23 protein-coding genes and 1 other RNA gene are annotated in these 25504 nt (G+C 60.9%); 10 read left to right on the top strand and 14 right to left on the bottom strand.

The window, feature by feature from the left end; all coding sequences use genetic code 11:
* The first annotated feature begins 63 nt into the window (after positions 1–63).
* Positions 64–711 (top strand): prolyl hydroxylase family protein, encoded by a 648-nt coding sequence (locus ACZ5TH_RS02855; protein WP_464794548.1) that lies wholly within the window; start codon positions 64–66, stop codon positions 709–711.
* A gap of 3 nt (positions 712–714) precedes the next feature.
* On the opposite strand, the gene ACZ5TH_RS02850 is transcribed toward ACZ5TH_RS02855, so the two are convergent.
* The 7 genes from ACZ5TH_RS02850 to ACZ5TH_RS02820 all read right to left on the bottom strand — a co-directional run bounded on the left by ACZ5TH_RS02850 (position 715) and on the right by ACZ5TH_RS02820 (position 8946).
* The gene (locus ACZ5TH_RS02850; RefSeq protein ID WP_464794547.1) at positions 715–2202 is read right to left on the bottom strand and encodes a CYTH and CHAD domain-containing protein; all 1488 of its coding nucleotides are present in this window, start codon (positions 2200–2202) and stop codon (positions 715–717) included.
* Positions 2203–2291: 89 nt separating this feature from the next.
* Positions 2292–4970 carry a TonB-dependent receptor domain-containing protein gene (locus ACZ5TH_RS02845; RefSeq protein ID WP_464794546.1) on the bottom strand — a complete coding sequence of 893 codons (2679 nt, stop codon included), beginning with the start codon at positions 4968–4970 and terminating at the stop codon, positions 2292–2294.
* Between the two features lie 90 nt (positions 4971–5060).
* Complete coding sequence (locus tag ACZ5TH_RS02840) at positions 5061–6653, bottom strand: hypothetical protein (protein ID WP_464794545.1); 1593 nt, start codon at positions 6651–6653, stop codon at positions 5061–5063.
* A gap of 270 nt (positions 6654–6923) precedes the next feature.
* On the bottom strand, positions 6924–7307 hold the full coding sequence (locus ACZ5TH_RS02835; RefSeq protein ID WP_449471698.1) for a tetratricopeptide repeat protein: 384 nt from the start codon (positions 7305–7307) through the stop codon (positions 6924–6926).
* A 307-nt stretch (positions 7308–7614) separates the two neighbouring features.
* Positions 7615–7959, bottom strand: a transfer-messenger RNA (tmRNA) gene (gene ssrA / locus ACZ5TH_RS02830).
* A 5-nt stretch (positions 7960–7964) separates the two neighbouring features.
* Positions 7965–8477 carry a hemerythrin domain-containing protein gene (locus tag ACZ5TH_RS02825; protein ID WP_464794544.1) on the bottom strand — a complete coding sequence of 171 codons (513 nt, stop codon included), beginning with the start codon at positions 8475–8477 and terminating at the stop codon, positions 7965–7967.
* Positions 8478–8544: 67 nt separating this feature from the next.
* Complete coding sequence (locus ACZ5TH_RS02820) at positions 8545–8946, bottom strand: DUF6766 family protein (protein ID WP_464772076.1); 402 nt, start codon at positions 8944–8946, stop codon at positions 8545–8547.
* A gap of 118 nt (positions 8947–9064) precedes the next feature.
* Here ACZ5TH_RS02820 and ACZ5TH_RS02815 point away from each other — a divergent pair, with 118 nt between their 5' ends.
* The 5 genes from ACZ5TH_RS02815 (at position 9065) to ACZ5TH_RS02795 (ending at position 13192) form a co-directional block, all read left to right on the top strand.
* Entirely contained in the window at positions 9065–9655 is a 591-nt protein-coding gene (locus ACZ5TH_RS02815) for an anthranilate synthase component II (RefSeq protein ID WP_464794543.1), read from the top strand.
* 114 nt (positions 9656–9769) lie between these two features.
* Positions 9770–10762 carry an anthranilate phosphoribosyltransferase gene (trpD, locus tag ACZ5TH_RS02810; RefSeq protein ID WP_464795040.1) on the top strand — a complete coding sequence of 331 codons (993 nt, stop codon included), beginning with the start codon at positions 9770–9772 and terminating at the stop codon, positions 10760–10762.
* Positions 10759–11550 (top strand): indole-3-glycerol phosphate synthase TrpC, encoded by a 792-nt coding sequence (gene trpC / locus ACZ5TH_RS02805; protein WP_464794542.1) that lies wholly within the window; start codon positions 10759–10761, stop codon positions 11548–11550. The genes trpD and trpC overlap by 4 nt, the downstream gene beginning before the upstream one ends.
* Entirely contained in the window at positions 11547–12017 is a 471-nt protein-coding gene (gene moaC, locus ACZ5TH_RS02800) for a cyclic pyranopterin monophosphate synthase MoaC (RefSeq protein WP_464794541.1), read from the top strand. Before trpC ends, moaC begins: the two co-directional genes overlap by 4 nt.
* Positions 12014–13192 (top strand): molybdopterin molybdotransferase MoeA, encoded by a 1179-nt coding sequence (locus ACZ5TH_RS02795; RefSeq protein ID WP_464794540.1) that lies wholly within the window; start codon positions 12014–12016, stop codon positions 13190–13192. Before moaC ends, ACZ5TH_RS02795 begins: the two co-directional genes overlap by 4 nt.
* A 54-nt stretch (positions 13193–13246) precedes the next feature.
* Here ACZ5TH_RS02795 and ACZ5TH_RS02790 read toward each other — a convergent pair whose 3' ends face one another.
* Positions 13247–13399: a hypothetical protein gene (locus ACZ5TH_RS02790; RefSeq protein WP_196225777.1), complete on the bottom strand. Its 153-nt coding sequence runs from the start codon at positions 13397–13399 to the stop codon at positions 13247–13249.
* Positions 13400–13540: 141 nt separating this feature from the next.
* On the opposite strand from ACZ5TH_RS02790, the gene ACZ5TH_RS02785 reads away from it, so the two are divergent.
* The gene (locus ACZ5TH_RS02785; RefSeq protein ID WP_464794539.1) at positions 13541–14437 is read left to right on the top strand and encodes an IS1595 family transposase; all 897 of its coding nucleotides are present in this window, start codon (positions 13541–13543) and stop codon (positions 14435–14437) included.
* A gap of 213 nt (positions 14438–14650) precedes the next feature.
* Here ACZ5TH_RS02785 and ACZ5TH_RS02780 read toward each other — a convergent pair whose 3' ends face one another.
* On the bottom strand, positions 14651–15586 hold the full coding sequence (locus ACZ5TH_RS02780; protein WP_464794538.1) for a hypothetical protein: 936 nt from the start codon (positions 15584–15586) through the stop codon (positions 14651–14653).
* A 123-nt stretch (positions 15587–15709) separates the two neighbouring features.
* Between ACZ5TH_RS02780 and lexA the strand changes: the two genes are divergently transcribed.
* A complete protein-coding gene (gene lexA / locus ACZ5TH_RS02775) occupies positions 15710–16381 on the top strand; it encodes a transcriptional repressor LexA (RefSeq protein WP_460987733.1) in 672 nt (223 codons plus the stop codon).
* Here lexA and ACZ5TH_RS02770 read toward each other — a convergent pair.
* Positions 16342–18516, bottom strand: coding sequence for a ComEC/Rec2 family competence protein (locus ACZ5TH_RS02770; protein WP_464794537.1), 2175 nt, complete (start codon positions 18514–18516; stop codon positions 16342–16344). The two genes, lexA and ACZ5TH_RS02770, sit on opposite strands and share 40 nt — an antisense overlap.
* Before the next feature lie 36 nt (positions 18517–18552).
* On the opposite strand from ACZ5TH_RS02770, the gene gltX reads away from it, so the two are divergent.
* Both gltX and ACZ5TH_RS02760 read left to right on the top strand, forming a co-directional pair.
* Entirely contained in the window at positions 18553–20016 is a 1464-nt protein-coding gene (gltX, locus tag ACZ5TH_RS02765) for a glutamate--tRNA ligase (RefSeq protein ID WP_464794536.1), read from the top strand.
* A gap of 10 nt (positions 20017–20026) precedes the next feature.
* Positions 20027–21313, top strand: a complete 1287-nt coding sequence (locus ACZ5TH_RS02760) for a citrate synthase (RefSeq protein WP_464794535.1) — start codon at positions 20027–20029, stop codon at positions 21311–21313.
* 53 nt (positions 21314–21366) lie between these two features.
* Here the strand turns inward: ACZ5TH_RS02760 and ACZ5TH_RS02755 are convergent, their stop codons facing one another.
* The 4 genes from ACZ5TH_RS02755 to ACZ5TH_RS02740 form a co-directional block, all read right to left on the bottom strand.
* Positions 21367–22749 (bottom strand): sensor histidine kinase, encoded by a 1383-nt coding sequence (locus ACZ5TH_RS02755; RefSeq protein ID WP_464794534.1) that lies wholly within the window; start codon positions 22747–22749, stop codon positions 21367–21369.
* Positions 22749–23828 (bottom strand): DUF2336 domain-containing protein, encoded by a 1080-nt coding sequence (locus ACZ5TH_RS02750; protein ID WP_464794533.1) that lies wholly within the window; start codon positions 23826–23828, stop codon positions 22749–22751. The genes ACZ5TH_RS02755 and ACZ5TH_RS02750 overlap by 1 nt, the downstream gene beginning before the upstream one ends.
* A gap of 57 nt (positions 23829–23885) precedes the next feature.
* Entirely contained in the window at positions 23886–25052 is a 1167-nt protein-coding gene (locus tag ACZ5TH_RS02745; protein ID WP_464794532.1) for a hypothetical protein, read from the bottom strand.
* A 78-nt stretch (positions 25053–25130) separates the two neighbouring features.
* Entirely contained in the window at positions 25131–25433 is a 303-nt protein-coding gene (locus ACZ5TH_RS02740) for an Hpt domain-containing protein (protein WP_464794531.1), read from the bottom strand.
* Between the last annotated feature and the right edge of the window lie 71 nt (positions 25434–25504).

Here is a 25504-nt window from a genome sequence, read left to right as displayed (position 1 = left end):
CACTTGCATTTCGAGCGCCGAGCGATAGCAGAAAGGCTGCTTTCTCGCCCTAAAAGGCCGTCCATGCCTAACCAACCCATTGTGAAATCAGCCGATGCCGATCCGGCCTGGATCGCATCCCATCCACGCGTCCAGCGCGTGCCCAGCCGCGATCTGACGCTCTTCATCCAGCGCGATTTCCTGACAGCGGAAGAATGCGATGGCCTGATCACACGGATCGAGGCGCGCCGTCGCCCTTCCACCATCGCCGACGCCAATGGCGACACAGGCTTCCGCACCAGCGATACCTGCGATCTCGACAACACCGATCCCTTCATCGGGGCCATAGATGAAAAACTCGCCGCTTTCGCCGGGATCGACCCATGTTTCGGCGAACCGATACAGGGGCAACGTTACGCCGTGGGTCAGGAATTCAAGGCGCATACCGACTATTTCGATCCTGCTGGCCTCGACTTCGCCCGCTACTGCTCCGTCTCGGGCAACCGGACATGGACGCTGATGGTCTATCTCAACCAGCCCCCCGCAGGTGGCGCGACCCGCTTCGTGAAGATCGGTAAGACGGTCCAGCCCGAGCGCGGGAAGCTGCTCGCCTGGAACAATCGCCTTGAACCCGGACGCTATAATGGGGCCAGCCTGCACCACGGCATGAAGGTGCGCAGCGGCGTCAAACACATCATCACCAAATGGTATCGGGAAAAGCCCTGGACCTGAGCTTCAGCGCCAGAAACTCTTGGTATCCGCCAACTCATCATAGGCTTTGCCGGCCGCCGCCAGCAGCTTCTTCTTGCTCCGACCGCTCTTCACCAGATCGGCATCGACCGGCAGGCCATGCTGCGCCAACAAGGCGCGCACGTTGACCAGATCATTGAGCGCGCCCAGTTCGTCCTGCAACCCCTCCAGCGCATCGATGTAGCGCGCGTGCCGTCGCCGCTGTTTCTTGGCGTCGAATAGACCCCCGAAAAATTCGGCGGCGTAGCGCAGCTTCTTCGCCTTCTTGCGCACTTCGTGACGGTGCGCGTCATCCAGCTTCGCCAGATGCCGTGCATGCTTCATCTGCCAGCGATGAAAATGCTGCAAACGGCGTGCGGCAAACGCCTCCGCAGCCTCATCGCGCAACCTGCGGCCCTCAGCATCCGGCCCGCCCATGCCAAGCGTCAGCCATTCCACGATGTCGATCATCAAGCCCCGCGCCCGATCGGATTCCAGCGCATCGATCACCTTTGCATGGATCACCGAGCGAACAGCAGCTAGTTGCTCGTGCAGTTCGCCCGGCTTCATCCGTTCGATCAGCACATCCAGATCACGCGCCTCTCCCAGCAGCTGCGCCAGCCAGCGAAGCTCATCCTGAAATCGGGTCACGTCTTGCGCCGCCAGCATTGATATGAACAGCGTCAGCGCCGAACGCAGCCGCCGCACGGCTACGCGCGCCTGATGCACAGCCTGTGGATCATAATGGTCGAGTAGCAGATTTTCGTTCAGCCGGTATTGCCGCACACAGTTGCGCATAATGGCCTGAAACGCCGCCTGCGCACTGACATCGGGCTTCAGCGCCAGTCTCTCCGCCTTGAAACAGGCGGGCGCGGGAGCCAGCAGCCGATAGCCTCGTTCCGACTTTGCCGCGACGCCCAGCCGCACCGGCACCGCAGCCTCTATTCGCCTTGCGAGCGCAAACAGGGCGGCGGGCGCTCCTGCCTTCAGCTCCAGTTCGATTTCACAGATGGGCGACTGCCGCTCACTCGCGCGGACCCATCCCCTGTCGAGCACCAATTCGATCTCCGCCGCACCCTCGGCAATCTGCCATGTGCGCCGCTCGACCTCGACCTTGAACGCGGGTTCGATCATCTCCACTGCATCACCCAGAACGCCCGCAATGGGCGTGCGGCTGTCGATCACCGGCTCGTCCTGCCTGACCGGCATTTCCCATTCCGCCCGTGAGAACAGCGCTCCGCCCCGATCTTCACTACCGGCCTTGACGGTCTGGACGCGCTCCTCCCCTGATCGGCGGATGCGCAGCGTATATCCTCGCGCATCCAACTGCCTGTCGGGCGTATCGAAATAGACGGCCTGAAGTTGCGCCCGGCCTCCCTCAGCGGGCAGCAGCGCCAATTGCTCGAAGGCTTCCGCCGCCTGCTGCGACAGCTCCAGTTTCAGCTCGACTTCCTGCTTCACCGCCTGCCTCCGCTTCAGGCCAACCCCTAACACGGCGCAGGAAAAGGCGCGAATCACAGATGGCAAAACGGCCGATCCGCGCGAAGCGGATCGGCCGCCAAGCCTCATCAAAGAAAGTTAAATCAGAGCGCGACGGTCAGCGAAGCCGCGAAGGTCGTGCCGATCTTATAGCGATTGTAGAATACCTTGTTGCCGCCCAGTTCCTGGAACTCCTGGAACTTGCGCCCCGTGATGTTCCGCGCCTCGAACTTGAACTCGCTCTTCACCCCGCCCGGCAGGGTCACGCCCTGCCGCGCCACGAAGTCCAGAGTCAGGCCCGGCTTTTCCTTGATGTCGGGCTGAAGGTTGGGACCACGGCTCGTAACGCGCGGGCTGGCATAGGTCAGCAGCAGCGTCTGCTGCGACAGTCTGTCAGTGTCCTCAAGACCGAGTTGCAAATTGACCAGATGATCCGACTGGCCGGTCAGCGGCACGCCATCCTGGAAATAGTCGGACGCGGCGGGCAGCGGGCCAGCGGTATAGCTGTAGGGGATGGTCGTATCCCCTTCGCTCACTTTCAGCTTCGACTGGGTGTAGGTATAGTTGCCGATCAACACGATCCGCCGGGTCTGGAAGAACGGGCTGCTCATATTGTCGAGCGGCAGATATTTCTGCGCCTCGAACTCGACACCGTACAACGTTGCTTCGGGCGCATTGGCGAAGCTGGTCGTCACATCATATTTGTCGTTGATCGTCGTGTAGGTCTCGATCGGATTGTCGATCTTCTTCCAGAACGCCGCCGCCGTCAGCCGCTCGTCCCGGCCCATATACCATTCCGCGCGCAGGTCTGCGTTCCACAACTCGCTATCCTGCAGGAAGGGGTTGCCGCGATAGAAGCGGTTGGAATCGGTATCGATATAGGGCTGGGCGATCAGCTCGCGGAACTGCGGGCGTGCAATCGTCTTGGAACCGCTCATGCGGAACTGCAAACCCTTCGCCGCTTCGAAGGTGATGGTCGCGGCAGGCAGCCAATATTCCTTGTTGATGCCGTTCACCGGCTCAACGCCCGTATTATAGACGTCCACGCCGGTCACCGACTGGCGGCCCTTCTCATAGCGCACGCCCGCGTCCACGGTCACGCCCGCGAGAGGCTGCACCTTCAGCTGCGCATATCCGGCATGCGTGCGCAGCGCCGCATCATAGACCGGATAGTTGCCCGAAAAGTCCAGCAGCGACATGTCGAACAACTGGATCGACGCATCCGACAGCAGATAATCGGGCCGCAGCTGCTGCACGGCGATCGGCAGGTTGGTCGCGTCGAAATGCAGCTCATAGCGCGAAGACGTGCGCTTCGTATCGCTGAACGCATAGCCCACCGTCGCGGTCAGATCGGGCGAGAATTTGTAGCTCAAATCCCAACCCGCCGACCACAGGTCTTCGTTAAGGTCGCTGAAGGTGATCGACGCATCGCCCCGCTGGCGGTTCAGCGCGTTGACGAAACGGTCGCCGACCGGATCAACCGCCAGATCGCGATTAGTCCGCACATATTCAAACTCGCGCTCATAGGGTGCTTCCCGCTGCGAATTGGCATAGCCGCCGCGCAGGTCAAGGCTCAGGCTCTCCATCAGCTTGAACTCACCCACCATCTGAGTGTCGATCAGCTGCCGCTCATACCAGGCGGTATTCTGCTTCATATAATCCGCGCCCGCGATCGCGCCGTCATTCTGCCCCAGCGTCAGGGCACCGCGCTTCAGCGTGTCGCGAATATAGACGTTGGTCCAGCGGATCTTCTGATCGCCGAGTTCCAGGCCCAGCCCGAACAGGCTGTTGAACGTCACCTCATTATCCGTCGACACCTGAACGCCGTTCTTGCCCGGCGCCTGCTCAAGGTTGATCGACGCCTGCTGCAGCGAGGAGCGTGTCCGCCACTTATTGCTGTAGGATGCGGTAAACAGCACGCCCAACCGCCCATCACTACCCACGTCCATCGCCGTCCCGGCATTCAGCGATCCGGAAAAGTTGAAGGGCAGGCTGTTGGTCCGCTGGAGCACGGAAGTCTTCGCATTCAGGAACTGCATCGAAATCGCCTGCAGGTCGCCACGCGTCATGTTGGAGAATGGCACCCCGCTACCAAACGCCTGCGCCAGCAATGGCGGAACGTCGCGCGAACCATCGTCAAAGCCGGTCCAGTCAGACTTCGACCCATAATAGGTGTAGCCCATGTTACCCGACGTCTCGGTATTGGCGGAACTTCCGATCCCCAGCTCCAGATAGCTTTCCACCGGAATGGCCTTGGTCGTCAGGTTGATGACGCCGCCGCCAAACTCGCCAGGGAAGTTGGCCGAATAGCTTTTCTGCACCATCGTGGACGCGATGACGCTGGTCGGGAAGATGTCGAGCGGCACGACGCGCTTGAGCGGTTCCGGACTCGGCAAAGGCGATCCGTTGAGCAACGCCAGCGAATAGCGGTCGCCAAGGCCACGCACATAGACATATCCGCCCGATACGACCGAAAGGCCCGTCACGCGCTGGAGGGACCCGGCGATGTCGCCTTCGCCCGTGCGCTTGATGTCGGCGGCCGACAGGACAGTCACCACCTGCGGCGCTGCCTGCGACACATTGCTGGTGCGGCGGCCAGTCACGATGATGTCCGATCCGGGAACGGAAACGTCGACATTGCCGGTCTGCGCATCGGCCTCTTCGGATGCGCTCGGCACGCCTGACGTCGGCGCGCTATCGGTCGTGGTCTGCGCCATAGCCGCCGGAGCGGAAAGGGCGGTCGAAATCAGGAGCATGCGCGCCAGGCTGAGCGGCTTCGACATGGCTAGGAGTCCCCCTTGGGAAAATTCTTTGTAAAGAGGGCGGGGAAGCGGCTGATGCACGCTCCCCCGCCCCTGTTCAGGTGAGGTAGATCAGGTGGTCGGAATGGCGGTACAGTTGGTGCTGCTGCTGCCGAAGCTCGCCGTGACCGAGTTACAGGTCCAGCCCGCATACCAGGTGTCGTTGCTGTCCTTCACCGCGCCGATATAGTTGGTGGTGGTGAAGTTGCTGTCGATCGTCTTGGGGTCGATCGCGGTGCGGGCCGTTTCCGTCGCGCCGTTGATGAACAGGCTGGTCAACGACGGCGTATAGGCAAAGCTGCTGTTCGGATCGGTCGAGAAGATCGACTGGACCGTCGCCGCATCGACGCCGCCGGTGCCCTTGAACGGGGTAGCGTTGCACTGCATCACTACCGACAGGTAACGCGGCTTCCCCGCATCCTGCAGCCCCGCGTCAGCGTCACGTACCGTGGCGGCGCTGTTGATGCGCAGGCAGCTCTGATCAGGACTGACGATGATGCCGTTCACCATGGCAAGGTCAGCACCGCCCCGAAGCATCATGGTCGCGCCATCATCGCCGGTGTTCGACCGCTGGATGTGCGTGAAGTTCGCTACCTTCAGATATTGGCGAGGCAGCGCGTCTTCGGAGAAGCTCGTGCCGGTCGTCGAACCGTTCGAGTCCGTCTCGGTGAAGGTATCGCCGATATTGTTGTTCGCACGCTGCACCGAGATGACAAACTGGGCCGTGCCGCGGAAGCCGACGTCCGTATCCAAATTGTCGTCCTCGTTGCCGGTCAGCACCAGATATTTCATGTGGGTAGAACCACCGAAAGCCTCGATGCCGTCGTCCGAGCTGTTGTGAACCTGGATATGGTCGAGTTGCGTGCCGGTACCAACGCCCGAAGGGGTCAGGCCCTGTAGTTCCTTGCCATTCGCCAGCACGAAGCCGGAATAACGGATCTGGACATAGCTCATGCGGCCCGAATTGTCGGCGTCATTGTCGCCGCCATAGAGCGCGCCGGTCGTGCCTTCGGTGTCGCGCTGACACGCGGTGGTGCCCGGAGCCGCATTGGGCGCCTGATCGCAGTCGGTGATCTTGGCGCGGCCGAGCAACACGATGCCACCCCACTGGCCCGACGACTGATCGGTCGCCGACCCGGTGACATTCTCGCGGCTGGTGAAGACGATCGGCTGGGCCGCCGTACCCACGGCGTTGATCTTGTTGCCACGATTGACGGCCAGGAAGGCGCTACCGGTGCCGGCAAAGACCACCACACCCGGATCAATCGTTAGCGTCACATTGGAGCCAGTGCTTGCGGCACCCTGATCCGTGCCGACATCAACGCGGCCGGGCAGCGAATAGATGACGCCCGCCGTCTTGGCGATCGCGGTCGAGCTGTTGAAACGCGCGGGGAAGCCGCAATTACGCCATGTATTGGTGCCGTCGCTGATGGTGCCAAGGTTGGTCAGCTGGTCCGCACCCGAGATAGTCGGACAGTCGGCCGCAGCGGTCACATTGCCCGGCGTAGGAGTGGGCGTCGGCGTCGGACTCGGCGAAGGCGTCGGCGCGGGCAGGACGATCGTCCCCTCGCCTGGCGAAGCAATGTCATCGGCACCGCAGGCGCTCAGAGCAGCGCAAGCGCAACCCGCCATCAGGATGGTAGTGATACGATTAGTCTTGACCATGTCGTCTCCGCTCCGGCGATGCCGGTTTGTGTTAAGATGCGGAGCGAAGGGGATTCACGAATCGGACAACGCCCCCTGCCGCCCTCAGTCGCCGCAGCTAGGCGCGCCAGATGACAGAGACATTTTGCTTCCGTGACGGCAGAGTGACTTTAAAATGACAGTTCAGAGACTCTTGTTTCACTTTGATGATTGCGAAAGCCGTCCACGCAAAAAGAAAGGCGCCGTCCCACCGGACGACGCCCCACTGTTCAATGACTTAACGCGCCGAAGTCAGCGCATGGCGTAGCTCGCTTCAAGGCGGCCGAGCGCGCGGCGGGCAACATCCCGCGACGATGCTTCTTCGCCATTCGCGAGCAGCAATGTCGACTCCGGCGCGAAGCGGGCCGCGCCATAAGCCTCTCGCGCATCCTTCATCCTCCCCAGTCCCGCATAAGCGTTGCCAAGGTTGATCAACCGAGCCGGATCGTTCGCCCCGTCCGGCCACATAGGCGCAAGGCGGCGGGCGGCTCTTTCATAATCCTTCGCCACCAAGGCCGGAGCGGCCAATTGCCCATCGGGAACACCGACCACAACCACTTCATCGGATGCAGCCACGGCCGCGCCTGACATGCCCCCTGCCAGCATCAGCCCGACGATCGCCGCTACCTTCATCATCCAATTTCTCCCGAAAAAACTTTCTATAATAGCCGGGATTATTTCATCTTGATGACATCTAAACAAGCAGCGAACTGCACCCAAAAAAGGATTTTTACTTCCTATAATTCAATATGTTATAAATTTTTCTTCTAACTGTCATAAAACTGTAATTGAACCGTCTTGGTTCATGACATCCGATTCGCAGCTACAGATTCAGCCTGCCAGCCCATAGCAAGCGCCACCCGCCACGTAGGACGGCCCGCCAAAATCACTTAAATGAAGGAAGGTCCGGAGGATTCTGTTGCCCGGCTCCTCCGGAAGCCGCTGAATTCCCTTCTGTTGCCCGGTGGGTTCAACCGCGTTCTTTTTGGGTAATGTCAGGCCGTGAGGCCATCAATTACGCAGCAAGAGCAAGAGCCTCGTTATCGTTGGCACTTACGTGTTTTGAACATTTTTACGGCTTACTCAGGCCGGGTGAAGACATCGCCTTTCAACACACGTCGATCCTAGTTCGGCCCCGTCAGACACCCCGTACAAGCCGGGATATGTGGTGGAGCCGCCGGGTACTGCCCCCGGGTCCGCTGCGCCTATTACACGACACGATTTATCACCATAGCCGGGCGAACCCGGCAAAACCCATATGGGGCAGCGCTCCCCATTTATCAACCTTTTCGGTCAGGCCGGGAGCAGATGGACGGCCTTGGGCTTGGCGACCGGCAGTCCGCTGGCCTTCGCCTGCGCCATCAGCTCCTGCTTGCGCGCCATCATCCTGTCACGCAGCACGACCAGATCCACATCCGTCTTGCGGCACTGGGCGAACATGCCGTCAGACTGCCTTTCCTCTTCCTTCACATGATGCTTGATCTCTTCGGACAGCACCTTGACCTTGGCATCGTAGAAATCGTCGTCCGGCGATCCGGCCTCGATATCATTCACCAGCACCTTCGCGCCGTCATGCTCGACATAGGCTTCATCGAGCGTGTCGTCCTCAATCTTGCCACGAAAGGCGGGGTAGAAAATCTCCTCCTCGATCATCGTGTGGATCTTCAGCTCGGTGCAGATTTGATGCGCGATTTCCTGCTTCCGGTTCGCAGCCTTCGCCTTTTCGAACTGCTCGAACAGGTCCTCGACCTTGCGATGATCAGCTTTCAACAGGGCGATCGCATCGGTAAACTCAGCTTTGGCCATTTCCGTCCTCCTCACGAACACATATCGTCAAGAAGCGGCTGACAAGCCTCCGGGTTCCGTCCCGCTATCATTCATAGCCCAGATCATGGCCGTGCGGCTTCGCATGACCACCGGCGCGCAGATAACGGCTGTCTATTTCGTTGATCAACCGCTCGGCATCCTTGCCCCCCGCCATTTTCAGTAGTTCGTCGACCTTCACTTCCAACCGGTCGTCATTCTCCTTGGAGGCTGGAGATCCAACATAAAGAAAATATGCCAGGCCCACGACCTGCCAAATCAGCTGGAGAAATTCGGATTGCCAATTTTCGAACGTGTCCCGGCCCATTTCGATGGCATAGGCCGCCAGTTCAGGCACCTGCCCGTGCGTCTTTGCGTCATCCACATAGGCCCACCAGCCAAACACCCAATGACCCACGATCGACACCAGAAAGAACAGGGCCGTGATCCAACCATAGGCGTAGCGCTTCATACCATCCTCCCTCATGTCACTCCGGAAGGACAACGCAAAAGCATGTAGCCGGTTCAGCCAGCTACAAACGCCGATTCCGATTGGCCCGGCGCGCTTCGCTCTCTATAGCCATGGTCCCATGATCCTCGTCATCGACAATTATGACAGCTTCACCTGGAATCTGGTCCACTACCTCATGGAGTTGGGCGCAGAGGTGGAGGTTGTCCGCAACGATGCCATTTCGGCAGGCCAGGCCCTCTCCAGCGGCGCCAGCGCCTTCCTGCTTTCGCCCGGTCCCTGCACGCCCAATGAGGCGGGCGTCAGCCTTGACCTCGTCGCCGCCGCCGCTGACGCGGGCGCACCCTTGCTGGGCGTATGCCTCGGCCATCAGGCGATCGGCCAGCATTTCGGCGGGCAAGTCGTTCGGGGCGGCCTGATGCATGGCAAGACCTCCCCCGTCACTCATGACGGGACCGGCCTTTTTGCTGGCATTCCATCGCCCTTCACCGCGACCCGCTATCATTCGCTCATCGTCGATAACATTCCGCAGAGCCTCATCGTGAACGCGACCAGTGAGGACGGCTCAGTCATGGGCTTCCGCCATCAAAGCCTTCCGATCCACTCGGTCCAGTTCCATCCGGAAAGCATCGCGACCGAATACGGGCATGAGATGCTGGCGAACTTCATGCGGATCGCCGGGATTCCGGTAAAGGAGCGCGCAGCCGCCTGATTTCGGTTTCGCGGCCGGGCGAACGAAGCACAAGGCTTCGCCGTGCCATGTGCGAAAGACTTTCCCGCACCCTCCCCTCGACTCCGGCGCGGCGTCGTGATTAAGGCAAAGGCGATGACCCGCCTGCCCGATCCCGCAGCGCCATTGAGCGCAACCGAGGCCGCCGCCGCCTTCGACCTGTTGTTCGACGGCAACCTGCCAGAGGCAGAGATCGCCGCCTTCCTCGTCACCATGGCTCAGCGCGGCGAGTCTGCAACAGAGATCGCCGCCGCCGCCCGCGCCATGCGCGCGCGCATGATCCCCATCGCCGCCCCCGCAGGCGCAATCGACGTCTGCGGCACAGGCGGAGATGGCCACCACACGCTCAACGTCTCGACCGCCGTCAGCCTCGTGGTAGCCGCCGCCGGAGTGCCCGTCGCCAAGCATGGCAACCGCGCCGCTTCCTCCAAGGCCGGGGCCGCCGACACGCTCGAAGCGCTCGGCCTCGATCTTGATCGCGTCGCCGACACGGCAGAGGCAACGCTGGCCGATCTCGGCATCTGCTTCCTGTTCGCACAGAAACATCACCCCGCGCTCAAGCGCTTCGGCCCCATCCGCAAGGCTATCGGCCAGCGCACCATCTTCAACCTGATGGGTCCGCTCGCCAATCCGGCCGGTGTGCGCCGTCAGCTAGTCGGCATCGCCCGCCCCGCCTATGTTCCCATCTATGCCGAGGCGCTGGCGGAACTTGGCGTCGATCGCGCCATGATCGTGTCCGGGGATGAAGGCCTTGACGAACTGTCCCTCGCTGGCGGCAACGACGTCGCCGAAGTCACCGCACAGGGCATCGTCGCCATGCGCCGCCTCTCCCCTGCCGACGCCGGACTGCCTACGCACCCGGTTGAGGCGATACGCGGCGGTGACCCCGCTCATAACGCCGCCGCCCTGCGTGCCCTGCTTCAGGGTGAGCCGGGCGCCTATCGCGACGCCGTGCTGCTTAACGCAGCCGCTGCCCTTCTCGTAGCGGACGCCGTTACCGATCTGCGCGAAGGTGTCGAGGAAGCCGCCGAAACCATCGACCGTGGACTCGCCAACGCGCTGCTCAATTGCTGGATTGCCTATAAATGACGAACAAGCTGATCGAAATCTGCGACACGAAACGCGAGGAAGTGGCCCGCCGCAAGGCAGCGATCACCGTCTCGACGCTCCACGCCCGCGCCGCCGAGCAGACACCCCCGCGCGGTTTCCGCCAGGCGCTCGACAGTGCCGCCCGCTCGGGCTTTGGGCTCATAGCGGAAATCAAGAAGGCCAGCCCCTCCAAGGGCCTGATCCGCGAGAATTTCGACCCGCCCGCCCATGCGCAGGCCTATGCAGCCGCTGGCGCCGCCTGTCTCTCGGTCCTCACGGACGAACCCTATTTTCAAGGCCATGACGATTATCTCATGGCCGCCCGTTCCGCCTGCGCGTTGCCAGTCCTGCGCAAGGATTTCATGGTCGATCCCTGGCAGGTGCTGGAAAGCCGCTCGCTCGGAGCCGATGCCATCCTCATCATCGCTGCCGCGCTGGACGACAGCCAGATGGCCGAGATAGAAGACGCCGCCCTCGGCCTTGGCATGGATGCACTGATCGAAGTCCATGATGCTCATGAACTGGAACGCGCGCTCAAGCTCCGCTCGCGCCTCATCGGCGTCAACAACCGCGACCTGCGCGACTTCAGCGTCGATTTCGCCCGCACCTATGAATTGGTCGGCCAGGCCCCGGAAGGCTGCACCTTCGTCGCCGAGAGCGGCCTTGGCAGCCACGCCGACCTGATCACCATGTCCGAACATGGCGTCCGCTGCTTCCTGGTGGGCGAAAGCCTGATGCGTCAGCCCGATGTCGAAGCCGCTACCCACGCTCTACTGACCGGCGAATGAGCAAGCTCACCCATCTTGATGAGGATGGATCGGCCCATATGGTCGATGTTTCCGCCAAGACGGTGACCGCCCGTGAAGCCATCGCCACCGGCCACATCGGCATGAGCGCTGAAGCGGCGGCCGCCATCGCGCAAGGACTGGTGAAGAAAGGCGATGTCCTCGCGGTAGCGCGCGTGGCAGGCATCATGGCGGCAAAGCGTACCGCCGACCTCATCCCCCTCTGTCATCCCATCGCCCTGACCTCTGTTACGATCGACTTCGATCTGGAAACAGAGGGCGTCACCGTGACCGCTACCGCCAGAAGCGCGGGCCAAACCGGCGTTGAGATGGAAGCACTTACCGCGACCTCTGCCACGCTTCTGACCATCTACGACATGGCAAAGGCGCTCGATAAGGGCATGATCATCGGCAATGTCCGGTTGCTCGCAAAGTCGGGCGGCAAGTCGGGCGACTGGCGCGTCGCATGAGTTTGCTCCCGGTCGCGGAAGCCCAGGCGCGCCTGCTTGCGCTGGGTAGCCGCTTGCCGGAAGAGGATATCCCGGTTTCCAACTGTGCAGGCCGATGGCTCGCGCGCGACGTCGTCGCCCTCCGCGATCAGCCTTGGGCAGATCTATCGGCCATGGACGGTTACGCCATTTGTGCGGCAGAATGGCCTGGCCCTTGGCGCCTAACCGCTGAAAGCACGGCGGGCGGCTCCCTTCCCTCTGCTTTGGCTCCGGGGGAATGCTGCCGCATCTTCACCGGCGCTCCGCTGCCACCAGGCGCCGATACCGTCCTGATCCAGGAAGATGCGCAGCTGGACGGCCTGCTCGTGCATCCCCTTGGTTCTCCACTACCCACAGGACGAAATGTGCGCCCGGCGGCAAGCGACTTTGGCGCAAATCATCTATTGCTCTCTGCCGGTGCCGCATTGGGTCCCGCGCAGATTGCTCTCGCCGTTCTTGGGGGCCACGGAACCCTCCCGGTCGGTGCCCGTCCGCGCGTTGCCCTGATCTCTACCGGCAATGAACTCGTTCCCCCTGGAGCGCCCACGCCCTCTGGCCGCTTGCCATCCTCCAACGCGCCCATGCTGGCGGCCATGCTAGGTCAGGCAGGCGCGGAGGTGATCGACGTCGGCATCGTTCCCGACGATATGGACGCAATGGTCCGGTCGCTCAAAGAAGCCGCCGGGGCCGACATCATCGTCTCGACCGGAGGTGCCTCGGTCGGCGATCATGACTTGGTGAGGCCAGCTTTCCAGGCGGCAGGCGGCACTCTCGATTTCTGGAAAATTCGCATGCGCCCCGGTAAGCCGCTCATGGCAGGAAAGCTGGGCGACACCCTATTCCTCGGCCTCCCCGGCAACCCCGTGTCCGCCTTTGTGACAGCGACGCTGTTCCTGCTGCCGCTCGTCCGGCACATGGCCGGAGCCGCCAGCCCGCTCCCGCGTACAATGATCGCGGAACTCGCCGCCCCACTTCCTGCGACAGGAGAGCGCGACGACTATCTTCGCGCCTACCTCACTGGTGCTGGTTTGGTCTCCGTTACCTCGCAGGACAGCGCCGCTACCGCAGCCCTGGCTCAAGCGGAATGCCTGATCCTTCGACCGGCCGATTCACCCGCGGCTGCCGTAGGCGACAAAGTAATCATCGTTCCCCTCTGACAATGAGAAAGGGGCCGCAAAGCGGCCCCTCCCCGTGATCCAATCGAACGTAGATCAGCGCTGCTGCTTGCTGTGATCGCTCTTGTCCTTGCGGCTTTCGCCCATTTGACCCTGGCGATTTTCCTGCTGCTGCTGACGCCCGCCCTGGCTTGAGCGGTCACCACCTTGCTGGCGGCGCTGTTTGTCCTGATCGTTCTGGTTCGCCATCTTACTCTCCTATTCACCCTCTTTGGGAAGGCCGCTACTGAACGGCTGTGACGCAGGTCCGTTCCTTTCGTTACGCTTGGCGCAACCTGCTTGGTGATTATCCCCTTTGCATACGTAAGGAATTGCGCTATACAACGAGGCATGAGCAAGAAGCCCCAGACCATCGCGCAGTTCTTCAAGCAGTTTCCCGATGACGAAAGCTGCCTGAACCATCTGTTTGAAATCCGGTTTGGGCAGGGCTTCGAGTGTCCGTCCTGCGAGCGCCCCTCCAACTGGTATCGGATCAAAGCAGAGCGCGCCTATTCCTGCCAGTGGTGCGGCCACCATCTGCACCCGACCGTAGGCACTCCATTCGAGCAGACCCGGACGCCACTCCAGCTTTGGTTTTATGCCATCTATCTGTTCACCACGACCCGGAACGGCGTGGCAGCGAAGGAATTGGAGCGCCAGCTAGGCGTGACCTACAAGACGGCGTGGCGCATGGCGCACCTGATCCGCGAGCATATGGCAGCAGTGGACGGCGAAGACCCGATCGGCGGCGCGTTCAAGACCGTAGAGATTGACGAGACCTATATTGGCGGGGAAGCGACCGGCAAAGGCACCGGCTACAAGGGCAACAAGACCGCGATCATGGCGATGGTGGAGCGTGGCGGGGACGTTATCACGAAGGTTATCCCGAACCGCCGCAAGAGCACGATGGAAGGCCATATCTTCGCAAACGTGCGGCCCCATACGGAAATTCACACGGACGAATTTGCCAGCTACGGCGACATTGGGCATTTCAAGGGTTACTGGCACAAGACGATCAATCACTCGACCGGTGAATATGTGCGTGGCCATGTCACCACCAATGGCGTTGAAGGCTTCTGGTCGCAGCTAAAGCGGTCGATCAACGGCACCCACATTCACGTGAGCGGCAAGCACCTGTGGAAGTATGCCAAGGAAACGGAATACCGCTTCAATCGTCGGGATTGCTCTGAGGCGATGCTTTCGGAACTGCTTTCGACCTTCGGGCCATTGCCCGAACGGCGCGATTGAAGGCCTCCTGATCCCCTTGTGGGTCGGCCTCATGCTCCTTAATAAACTGGTCAATTTTGCCGCTTTCGCGAGCCTGTTTCAACGTTGCCATAACCGTAGACTCTTACAGCATTTTCAAGGAGAACCAAACCGGGGCAAATTTACAGCGGTGTTTCTAATACAATGTCTGGAATTAATCGGCACGTCATCCTTGCGCTTGTCGGATGGCTGATTCTAGCTGGCAGCAACCCAGTACATCAGCCCGACAAGAATACTCAGGCCAGCAATAAGGCTGAGGCGCCCTCGGAAAAGCCTTTTGTTCCGTATCCCATGCGTGATGCTGATGCCTGCTATAATGCCGCAGAACACGATCAGGCCGATTTGTGCGCCCAATGGCGCGCTGCTATCGCTTCGGAAAAAGCCGTTCGTGAGGCGAGTAGGGCTACGGATTGGGCTATCATCGCCACGTTGCTCAGCGCAATCGGTGTGGGCGGCCTGATCTACACGCTTTGGCAAACACATGGCGCGTTGAATGAGGCCCGGCGCGGCAATCGCATCGCTATGAAGGCCAATGCCCGCGCCACTCGCCAAGCTGTAGCTGCCGCTGAAGACACACGACTGGCCTTGCAAGCTGCCGAGAGGAATGCCGATGCCGCCGAACTGGCTGTTACTGAGACCGCCGCAATGGGGCGCGCTCAGGTCCGTGCCTACATAGCTATTTTGCCACCTACGATCACGATAGACGATGATGGAAATATTATAGTCCATGCTCGATGGGCGAATGCCGGAGCATCCCCCGCCCGACAAATTGTTGTCACGCTTGCTGCCTATTTGGATATATCTCCAAAGGTCGTTTCGTTTCAAAGCGTCCAAGCTTTCCCGCATGACACTGCGCCAAGCCAAGAGGTTTCCTGGCCGTTCGGGAGAAATTCGTGGAAAATAGACAGCGATCTTCTGCGGATCGTTACGACCGAAAACAGACACATTTTCCGGGTTCAGGGCGATTTGCGATATCAAGACGTTTTTGGGGAGCGGCAATCTGAGCCGATTGGGTATTTCTGCGCCCAAAAAATTCCAGTCGGCGAAGCTGTCGAATGCCCCCGCATTCCCTTCTTTGGGAACGGCTAAGCCAAATAACAGCGCCATAAGCGCGGGGAGGTGCCACATCATTTTAAGCCACCTCTCCAAGCCCCACCACGATTACGTATGCAAAGGGGATAATTACCACCTGCTTGACTTGCCTCCTTACGTTTCCTATGCGTTCTCCATCCGTTCCATGGAGGATAAGTCGGCATGCTGACGCCCAAGCAACAGGAATTGCTCAGCTTCATTCAAACTCGGCTCGAGGAAGGCGGGGTTTCGCCTTCGTTCGAGGAGATGAAAGAAGCGCTCGATCTGCGGTCGAAATCCGGGATTCACCGGTTGATTAATGCGCTGGAAGAACGCGGGTTCATCCGCCGCCTGCCGAACCGGGCGCGCGCGCTGGAGGTTTTGAAACTTCCTGAAGCGATGCATCGCGCACCCAAGGTTGCAGCGACACCCAAGCCGCAACTGTCGGCCAAGCCCCCGGTCGCAGCCAATGACGTTATAGACATCCCCCTTCACGGTCGGATTGCCGCAGGCGTTCCGATCGAAGCCATGGAAGGACAGAATATGCTGTCCGTTCCTGCGGCTCTATTGGGTGCCGGAGACCATTATGCTCTTGAGGTTTCGGGCGATTCGATGATCGATGCGGGCATCCTCGACGGCGACTTCGCACTGATCCAGCGCACTGAAGTCGCGCGCGAGGGGCAAATCGTGGTCGCACTGATCGAGGATAGCGAGGCGACACTGAAATATTATCATCGCCAGGGGCCTAAGGTCAGGCTCGATCCGGCCAACAATGCTTATGAGCCGCAAATCTACGATTCGCAGCAGGTGCGTATTCAAGGAAAGCTGGCTGGTCTGCTCCGGCGGTACAACTGATCGGATCGGCGGCGCGACGGTAAATAGAAAGGGCGGGCGACCCACGGATGTGCGTCGCCCGCTGTTTTCCCGGTTCGCACGGTTCCTCCATCAAGATCGATCGCCAGCCCGCCGGTATGTGCCAACAACCGGCGATCGGCTTTCAACCAGCGGGGCCGACACCATGACGGCAGGCGGCGGTCAGCGATAACGATGTCGGCGCGCGCGCAATCGCGTGCCAGGATGTCCTTGGGTACGACAACCCCGCTTCTCGTCACCAATAGCTGCCATATGCGCCCTCCTCCGGTTAGGGCCACCATGCAGAGGTCCATGGAACAACGCGCCTCGGGCAAGTCTGCAAGAGCGCCCAGCGGACCTCCATAGCCTGCACTCTCCGCGATCATATCGCGGACATAATCTCCGGCCCGTTCGCGCAGAATAGCCATGCCGCCGTCCTGCCCGCGAACGGCCACATGGCGCCCATCCGCCGTCACTAGAATGTCGGGGGACGAACTCATCATGATGATGGCCATCCCCAGCACCACGGGGGCCAGTCCCACCCAGCGCCAAGCGCTTCGCCACAGCAGGCACCAAAGGCCGCCTAGCACGATGATCCCGAAAATCGCGTTAGACACGGCAGGCGCGGTGACGATCGCCCATGGACTTGCCGCCACCCAATGCGCGATCAGCAGCAGCAGGTCGAGCGCGCGGGAGGTCAGCCACCAGGCAGGAGCCCCGAGACCGGCAACATCCAACATCAGGGCCAATGCCTCCAACGGCATGACGACAAAGGTCGTCAGGGGGATAGCGACGAGGTTTGCGAAAGCGCCAACCATCCCAGCCTTGTGAAAGTGGAACAACGCGATCGGCGCCAGAACCATTTCCACCGCAAAGCCGGAGAGAAGCAGGACGGCAAGGTGGCGACCCAGTCGCCGAAGCGCTGGCTCCTCACGGGATGCCGCGAACGCCCGAAAGCGGTGATGTTCGCCCAGGGCAACAAGGGCGATCACTGCGGCGAAGCTCATCTGGAAGCTTGGCCCCGACAGCGCCTCTGGCCATGCCAACAGGACCACCAGCGCCCCGGCGGCTATCAACCGCAAGGTGATGGCTTCGCGCCCAAGCGCAAGCCCGCCCAGCACCAGCAGTGCCGCGACGCAGGATCGAACCGTCGGCACTTCCGCGCCCGTCAGCAAAGTATATCCCAGGCCCGCCAGCGCACCACCGGCCGCAGCGATCAGCATCAATGGCCAGTCCAATGCCGCACGTCGGCTGAGTGCCATGATCCGCATCAGCAGGAAAATGACCGCGCCGATGAGGGCGGTGACGTGCAACCCGCTGATCGAGAGCAGATGGGCAAGACCGCTGCGGCGCATCGCGTCGGCGTCCGCCTCGCTGATCGCGCCCTGATCCCCCGTCGCCAGCGCTGCGGCGATCCCCGCTCCGTCGCCATTTGCATTCTTCAATATATGCGCGAAAAGACGATTGCGCAGAGGCGGCGCCTCCGTTGATGGTCGTAGCACGACGATGGGCTTGAGCGCGCGTCCTGTTGCCCCAATCCCCTGAAAATAAGCGCGACGCGAAAAATCATAGCTGCCGGGCAGGCTCGCTTCGGCAGGAGGCATCAACCGGGCGCGAAAGCGAATGATGGCACCTTTGCCAACCCCTTCGGGTAGGTCCGCCGCTGCTATGTTCACCCGGATCAGGGAAGGCAGCGCAGGCATGTCGATCGGACGGATCGATACGCGACTCATCTGCTGCGCGGGCACCGTGTCGGCTGACCTGACTTCGCCAGTCACTTCCACAAATGCGGCACGCGGCAATGGGGTCGTGCCGACAATCAGGGCTTTCCCCCATATCAACAGGCAACCTGACGCAGCAAGCAGACCGCCCAATATGATCGCATGGCGTATCCGGCCGCCCTCCGGCAACATCAGCCCGCCACTCGCAATCGCAATCGCGCAACAGCAAAAAGATAGCCATGTCAGCTGGTTAGGTAGAAAGAACCAAGCCGCTATGCCCAATCCAAGGCCCACCGGCACCCAAAGCGCAAGTTGCTCCCGCTCAGCCTCCAATGCCTGTTCCAAGCGCGCGAAAAGCTGATGGCCGCTGCGCCTTATTATCGGCGCAACGGACGTTTGTCGTGGCTCAAAAGCCATGCTAGGGGGCGTCGCGTTCATGAATGAGCAAGGCGGATGTCGAGGATTAAAGCGGTGAGTGCAACGGGTTTGAACAAGCAGGTGGTAACCCGTTTCGCGCCATCGCCCACGGGATTTCTTCACATCGGCGGCGCGCGCACCGCGTTGTTCAACTGGTTATTCGCCCGGCACCATGGCGGCAAGTTCCTGTTGCGCATTGAAGATACCGATCGCGCCCGTTCGACAGAGGAAGCTGTCGCCGCGATCTTCGACGGCCTTGAATGGCTCGGCCTTGCAGGCGACGAGCCCGCCGTCTTTCAGTTTGAGCGATCGCAGCGGCACGCAGAGGTCGCTAACCAGTTGCTCGCCGCTGGCCATGCGTATCGCTGCTACGCAACCCCCGAAGAACTGGCTGAACTGCGCGAACAGCAGCGCGCCGCAAAGCAGCCGATGCGTTATGATGGCCGCTGGCGGGACCGCGATCCTTCGGAAGCTCCGGCCGATGCCCCGTTCGTCATCCGGCTCAAGGCGCCACGCGAAGGCGAAACGGTCATCGACGACGCGGTCCAGGGCCGGGTAGTCGTGCAGAATGCGGAACTGGATGACATGATCCTGCTCCGCTCCGACGGAACGCCGACCTATATGCTCGCCGTGGTTGTCGATGATAACGACATGGGCGTCACACATGTGATCCGTGGCGACGATCATCTGAACAATGCGTTTCGCCAGCTCGGCATTATTAAGGCGATGGGCTGGGAAGAGCCAGTCTATGCCCATATTCCTTTGATCCACGGATCGGACGGCGCAAAGCTATCGAAGCGGCACGGAGCGCTGGGTGTCGATGCCTATCGCGACGAGATGGGCATGCTGCCCGAAGCCGTGCTCAATTATCTTCTGCGTCTCGGCTGGGGCTATGGCGACGAAGAAACCATCTCACGAGATCGCGCAATCGAGCTGTTCGACATAAGCGGCGTCGGCCGATCGCCCTCCCGCTTCGACATCAAGAAGCTTGAAAATCTCAATGCATTCTACCTGCGCGAGGCCGACGACCAGCGCCTGGCGGAACTGGTCATGCCGCGCGTGGCGCAACGGCTCGGCACGACCCCGTCGGTCGAGGCGATGGCGCTTCTTGCGCAAGCCATGCCTTCGCTCAAGCCACGCGCAAAGACACTTAACGAGATTGCCGAGGGCGCCGAGTTCCTGTTCAAGGCAAGCCCGCTGGATTTTGACGACAAGGCTATTGCTCTGCTAGACGACTCGGCGCGCGAGCTGCTTGGGAAGACCGCCGACGCTCTTGATTCCGTCCCATCCTGGACGGTCGAAGCGATCGAGGAAGCGATCCGCCGCGTGGCAGAGGAAGTCGGATTGGGGCTGGGCAAAGTCGCTCAACCTCTACGCGCGGCGCTAACCGGTCGCACGGTTTCGCCGGGGATATTTGATGTCCTTTTCCTTCTTGGAAAAGACAGGAGCTTGGAGCGGCTCGCGGATGCCAGGCAGGCATCGCGCGCTGTTGGCAATTAAGGAGAACGAGATGTCGGACAATAATGCCACTTTGACAGTCGGCGGCGATACCAAGGACTATGGTATCCTGAGCGGTTCCGTCGGCCCCAAGGTTATCGACGTTCGCAAGCTCTACGCCAACACCGGCATGTTCACCTATGATCCGGGCTTCACCTCTACGGCCAGCTGCGATTCCGGCCTGACCTATATCGATGGCGACGCCGGCATCCTGCTGCATCGCGGCTACCCCATCGATCAGCTGGCAGAACAATCCAGCTTTATGGAAGTCAGCTACCTCCTGCTGAATGGCGAACTGCCTTCGAAGGCGGATCTGGAAGATTTCACTCGCACGATCACGCGCCACACCATGGTGCACGAGCAGCTCACCACCTTCTATCGCGGTTTCCGCCGCGACGCGCACCCCATGGCCATCATGTGCGGCGTGGTCGGCGCTCTGTCCGCATTCTACCATGACTCGACGGACATCAATGATCCGGAACAGCGCAAGATCGCGAGCCACCGCCTGATCGCCAAGATGCCGACAATCGCGGCCATGGCGTACAAATATTCGGTGGGACAGCCTTTCGTCTATCCCCGCAACGACCTCAGCTACACCGCCAATTTCCTGCGGATGACCTTCTCGGTCCCCGCCGAGGAATATGAGCCCGATCCGGTCATCGTGGACGCGATGGACAAGATCTTCATCCTGCATGCTGACCATGAGCAGAACGCATCGACGTCGACCGTCCGTCTCGCTGGCTCGTCGGGCGCCAACCCCTTCGCTTGCATCGCCGCTGGCATCGCCTGCCTCTGGGGTCCGGCCCATGGCGGCGCGAACGAAGCCGCGCTCAACATGCTTCGCGAGATCGGCACGGTGGACCGCATTCCGGAATATATCGCCCGCGCCAAGAACAAGGATGATCCGTTCCGCCTGATGGGCTTTGGCCATCGCGTGTACAAGAACCACGATCCCCGCGCGACCGTCATGCAGAAGACGGCAAAGGACGTCCTGGCAAAGCTGGGCGTCAACGATCCCGTCTTTGACGTCGCCAAGGAACTGGAGCAGATCGCACTCAACGATCCTTACTTCATCGAAAAGAAGCTCTACCCGAATGTGGACTTCTATTCGGGCGTGATCCTGTCGGCGATCGGCTTCCCGACCGAGATGTTCACGGTGCTCTTCGCCCTCGCCCGCACGGTTGGCTGGGTCGCGCAGTGGAATGAAATGATTTCTGACCCAGCGCAGAAGATTGGCCGTCCCCGCCAGCTCTACACCGGCCCGGCAGAGCGCGACTATGTCCCGGTTAGCCAACGCTAATCGCGGTCGGCCGATAAAAAAGGAACGGCGCCAAATCGGCGCCGTTTTTTATTCTAGCTGCTTGCCGGTAGCGTCAGCGTAAATCGCGCACCCCCACCATGGGCATCGCCGATCTGAATGTCTCCACCCATGGCAAGCGCAAGGCGGCGAGAGATGTAGAGGCCAAGGCCGCTACCGCCAGGATCACTCCGGCCGAGCCGTTCGAACTTTTGGAAGATGCGCTCTCGACTATCTTCTGGGACACCTGCTCCTTGATCCATGACAGCGATCCAGGCTCGTCCGTCATCGACGCCAGTCTCTATCCGCACTTCGCTATCCTCAGGCGCGTAGCGCACGGCGTTGCCGACCAGGTTCATCAGGATTTGCAGTGCGCGCCGAAATTCTCCCGTCGCGACGGTCTTATGTTCCGATTCTGGTGGGAAAAGCTTGATCTTGCGGCTCATCGCCTTGACCACAAACAGCCCTGCGGCCCGTCGCCCAATATCGGCCAGGTCCACATCCTCGGTCGCAACGGTGAAGTCCAGCCTGTCGATCGCCTGCAAGTCCGCCAGATCATCGATCAACGCCATCAGATGACGTCCGGCTGCCGCGATGTCGGAAGCATAACCCGCATAGTCCGGGCGCAACGGCCCATCGAACTGCGCGTTGATCGAATCCGCATTGGCGATGATCCGGCCCAATGGCTGGCGCAGGGAACGATCGAGGCGCCGCCCGAACTCTGCAGGATATATGACAACGGCGGGCGCAGGCGGCACATGCGGGGCCAGAATGGCTCGGTCCAATGGAAATGCCTTGCCCCGGTAACCCAGGAGCTGCCCCGCCAGATCGAACATCGGGAAGCCCGAAAGCCGAAAACATTGCTCAGGTTCGGCAATCAAGGTCGCGATCTGGTCACGGAAGGCGCGACGCTGCGCAAATCCGCGCAGAATGGCGAGGTCACCCTCCTCATCCGGCCGCAATTCGAAATAGCTGGTCAGACGACTACCGGGTATCGGAGGCTGCTGGGGCAACGCACTTTCCGGCCCTGCTCCTTCCAAAACCATCTGGAACCGCAGTTGCGTGTCGATTTGCCAGGTCCAGCCTTCCGAGACGGCCGCAATGTCTGCTTCCCGACGCATCATGTCGACAGGAGCAGCCGTCGCTGGCCGCTCATTCCATTCGATCACGGATATCTGCACGCCGTCAGCTTCAGGCTTTGCCCGAACCCACATGTCGATATCGCCGCGCTCGGCCGCCGCTGTGACCGAGCGTGAAATGGTAACCGAAAGGCGCGACGCAAGCCGCGCTAGTGCTGCCAGTTGAGGGATAGCCAACACCGCGCCAAGATCGGAGCCCGCCTCACGCTGCAAGGCCAGCAAAGGCGCATCCGCGCTTAACAGCAATCCATTCGCCGCTACAGTCGCGCGGATAATGGCAGGATGCACCGGCATATTCATCAGACAGTGATCCGCCGCAGATGATCGATTTTCGCACGCAGTGCCCGAGGCGCGCGTAACGCGTTCACCAAACCGTCCGCCTGCGCCTCTGTCAACGCTTGATACCGCTCCGCCTCCACGATGATCGCAGCGTCCGTGAGCGAAGGCCGGACAGGCCGCAATGCCATCAGCAGATGACGATAGTCGGCATCCGATCCCCCTAACGATCGGCACAGCGCTGCCAGTTCAGAAACCGGCCCCATCACCAATATGTCGGCAACATGCGCGCTATCCATGCGCAATCGCCGAGCCGCGAGGGACGCAAATAGCAGGAATCGCCGCTGGCCCAGAGCAGCGCCCAGCAATTCGGGCATGTCGGCATGTTCGCCCAGGCGGCGCACCAACCTGTCTGCCGCTGCGATCGGACTCCGACTCTCGTCATGTTCAGCCAATAAGGCCCACCCAGCATTTTCGACCGCGGGCAGGATTTCTCCAGCATCCAATAACGACGTCCGCTGAACGACAGCCATCAGGCAAGCGGCGGCCGTCCATAGGAGTTCGGCATAATGTTCGGCAGGAATATCCGGCTGCATCGGCTCGTCTTCCCCGCCCAGCGTCAGCCAACGCCCCTCGGCCATGGCAAGGGCGGCAAGCGCTTCCGTCACGGCTGGATCATCGGTGGGAAAGATGATCTCTGCTTCCGTCTCGTCCAATCGATCATCGGGCTGACCAAATTGCCGCAGCAATAGCGTAACACCTGCACGCATCTGCATGTGAGAGAGCAACGCCGGGCCGAGCAATGTTGGCTGAGCGCAAATGGTCGGCCAGCAAATCGCTTCGGGCTGCTGCGCCAGCAGGCTCGTCACGTCTGGCCGGTCGAGAGCGAATCGCAGGGCATGTTCGATGCCAGCGACGCAGCCGCCCAGATGGCGCCGCGTTTCGGCCATCAGCGCATCGTGACGTTCCCGCCCTTCATTGGGAAAGAAAAATGCCAGATCAATGGCATGACCCACGGGCACGGCGGACATGCCGGCCAGGACGCGTGCCGCAGGCCAACTGTCCGCCGCCGTTGGTCCGGTAAGGAACGAAAAGGCACTCATGGCGGCCAACATAGCCGCACGTCCTTAAAATGCACTAAACCCTATGCGTGAAATATATCAGGCGGGTTTGCGCAGGATGATTGCACCTGCAGATGCTATGGCGGCCAGCATTGCGACTTGAAAACCCATCATCGCCGCGCCCAGCGAAGTCGTCAGTAACAGAAGGATCACCGCGCTTGCGGGCGTGAAGATCATCCAGGCCCTCGCTCCCCCCGTCCTGTTCCAGCGGTCAGCAAATTGAATGATGGCAAGCAGCAGCGCGAGGCATGTCGCAAGCACGCTCCCTCCTGCGAGGGATACACCGCCAACCGCGAAGAAGGGGACAACGAATGCGGTCCATCCAGCCGGTGGCGATCGGAGGGCCAGTTCATCCAGCCGATCCGCGATTTCCGCGAGCCCTAATGCCAGCAATAACAAAAGGAACCCCGTCGCGGGCCAAAGCAACTCTATCGGCACTAGGGCAATCGCACCCAAAGCCATGGCTGCAATGCGCACTTGTGCCGCCGGGACTTGGGTGCGCATCAGGGCGGGACTGAACAATCGAGCGGCCGGGCAAAGAATATAATGTTCAGCCAAGCCGCGCATTCTCTTCGCCGACGAACCGGCGGACATCACCGCTTGAGCGACCAGATCCGCCTGCGCCTGCCCATCGACCAGCGCTACGCGCCCCGTCAGCAGATCATCCTGCGGAACAGTGATTCGGCGAGCGCCATTTTGCACCGCCGCGCGAACAAGTGTCAGCGATAGGTCCCAGTCGCCGATCATGTCGAGCGTGCCGAAAAGCAGGTCTGGACTGATCCGAGCCAGGCCAGCCCATCGCTGACCTGCATCGATCCGTTCCAGCGGAGCGCTGGCATGACTGTCATCCGTGACCAGAAGGGCGTTGCCCTCGCGCTCGGCTATGGCATCGAAATGACCCTGTGCAATGACGACCCCGTCAGCAACCAGGACCACATCGGCATCACGCGGCGCGTCCCGGACCATGGACACCATATCGCGAACCAGGGCGACGGAAATCCCGTCGGCACTCAACCTGTCCACAGCCTGTGAAAGGGCGGGCGTTATGACACTCACGAGTATCATGATGCGATCCGCCCCAGCCCGGGCGGCCTGCCGCGCCTGATATTCAACCAGCGTCTGCCCCGCAAAATGCAGGCTGGCGCGGAGGGCCGCCGAAGAATCGCTGGACGCCCGGCTGGCGCTGAGAATGGCCGCAAAAGTCATGCTGAGATGGAACTGACCCGTTCTTGTGTGAACCTGCCTTTTCGCAAGGCTGCCGCCATCACGCAAGCATGCTGCGATTCAGGTCTGCTGAAGACGGTCAATCGCCATCCGCAATTGACGAAGAATGCGGGGATCGCCCCTTGCACAATCCGCTGCCTCATCAGCCAATGCCATGAGGTGCGTAACGCCAAAACTCGCCGCCAACCCCTTCAGCCGCCATGATGCGACTTCCCAGTTCGCGTCGGACTGCGCATTGCGGAGGAGGTCCAGCTGGCGTTCGGCGCTTTCCATGAAGGCCACACGAAGGTCCGCGATCAGCGTGAAATCTTCGCCGACAGCGGCAGCAAGAGCAGCATTCAGGGCACCAGGATCGTATGACATGGGCCGAACGCTATCGGGCTTGCGTTAAGTTTTGGTAACAGGGCATTTTGTTGCGCTGAAAAGATGGTAGG

It is taken from the genome of Sphingobium sp. TomTYG73 (assembly GCF_055394245.1).
Note: the sequence above shows the minus strand (reverse complement) of the source record. Positions and strands in the feature narration are given on the sequence as shown.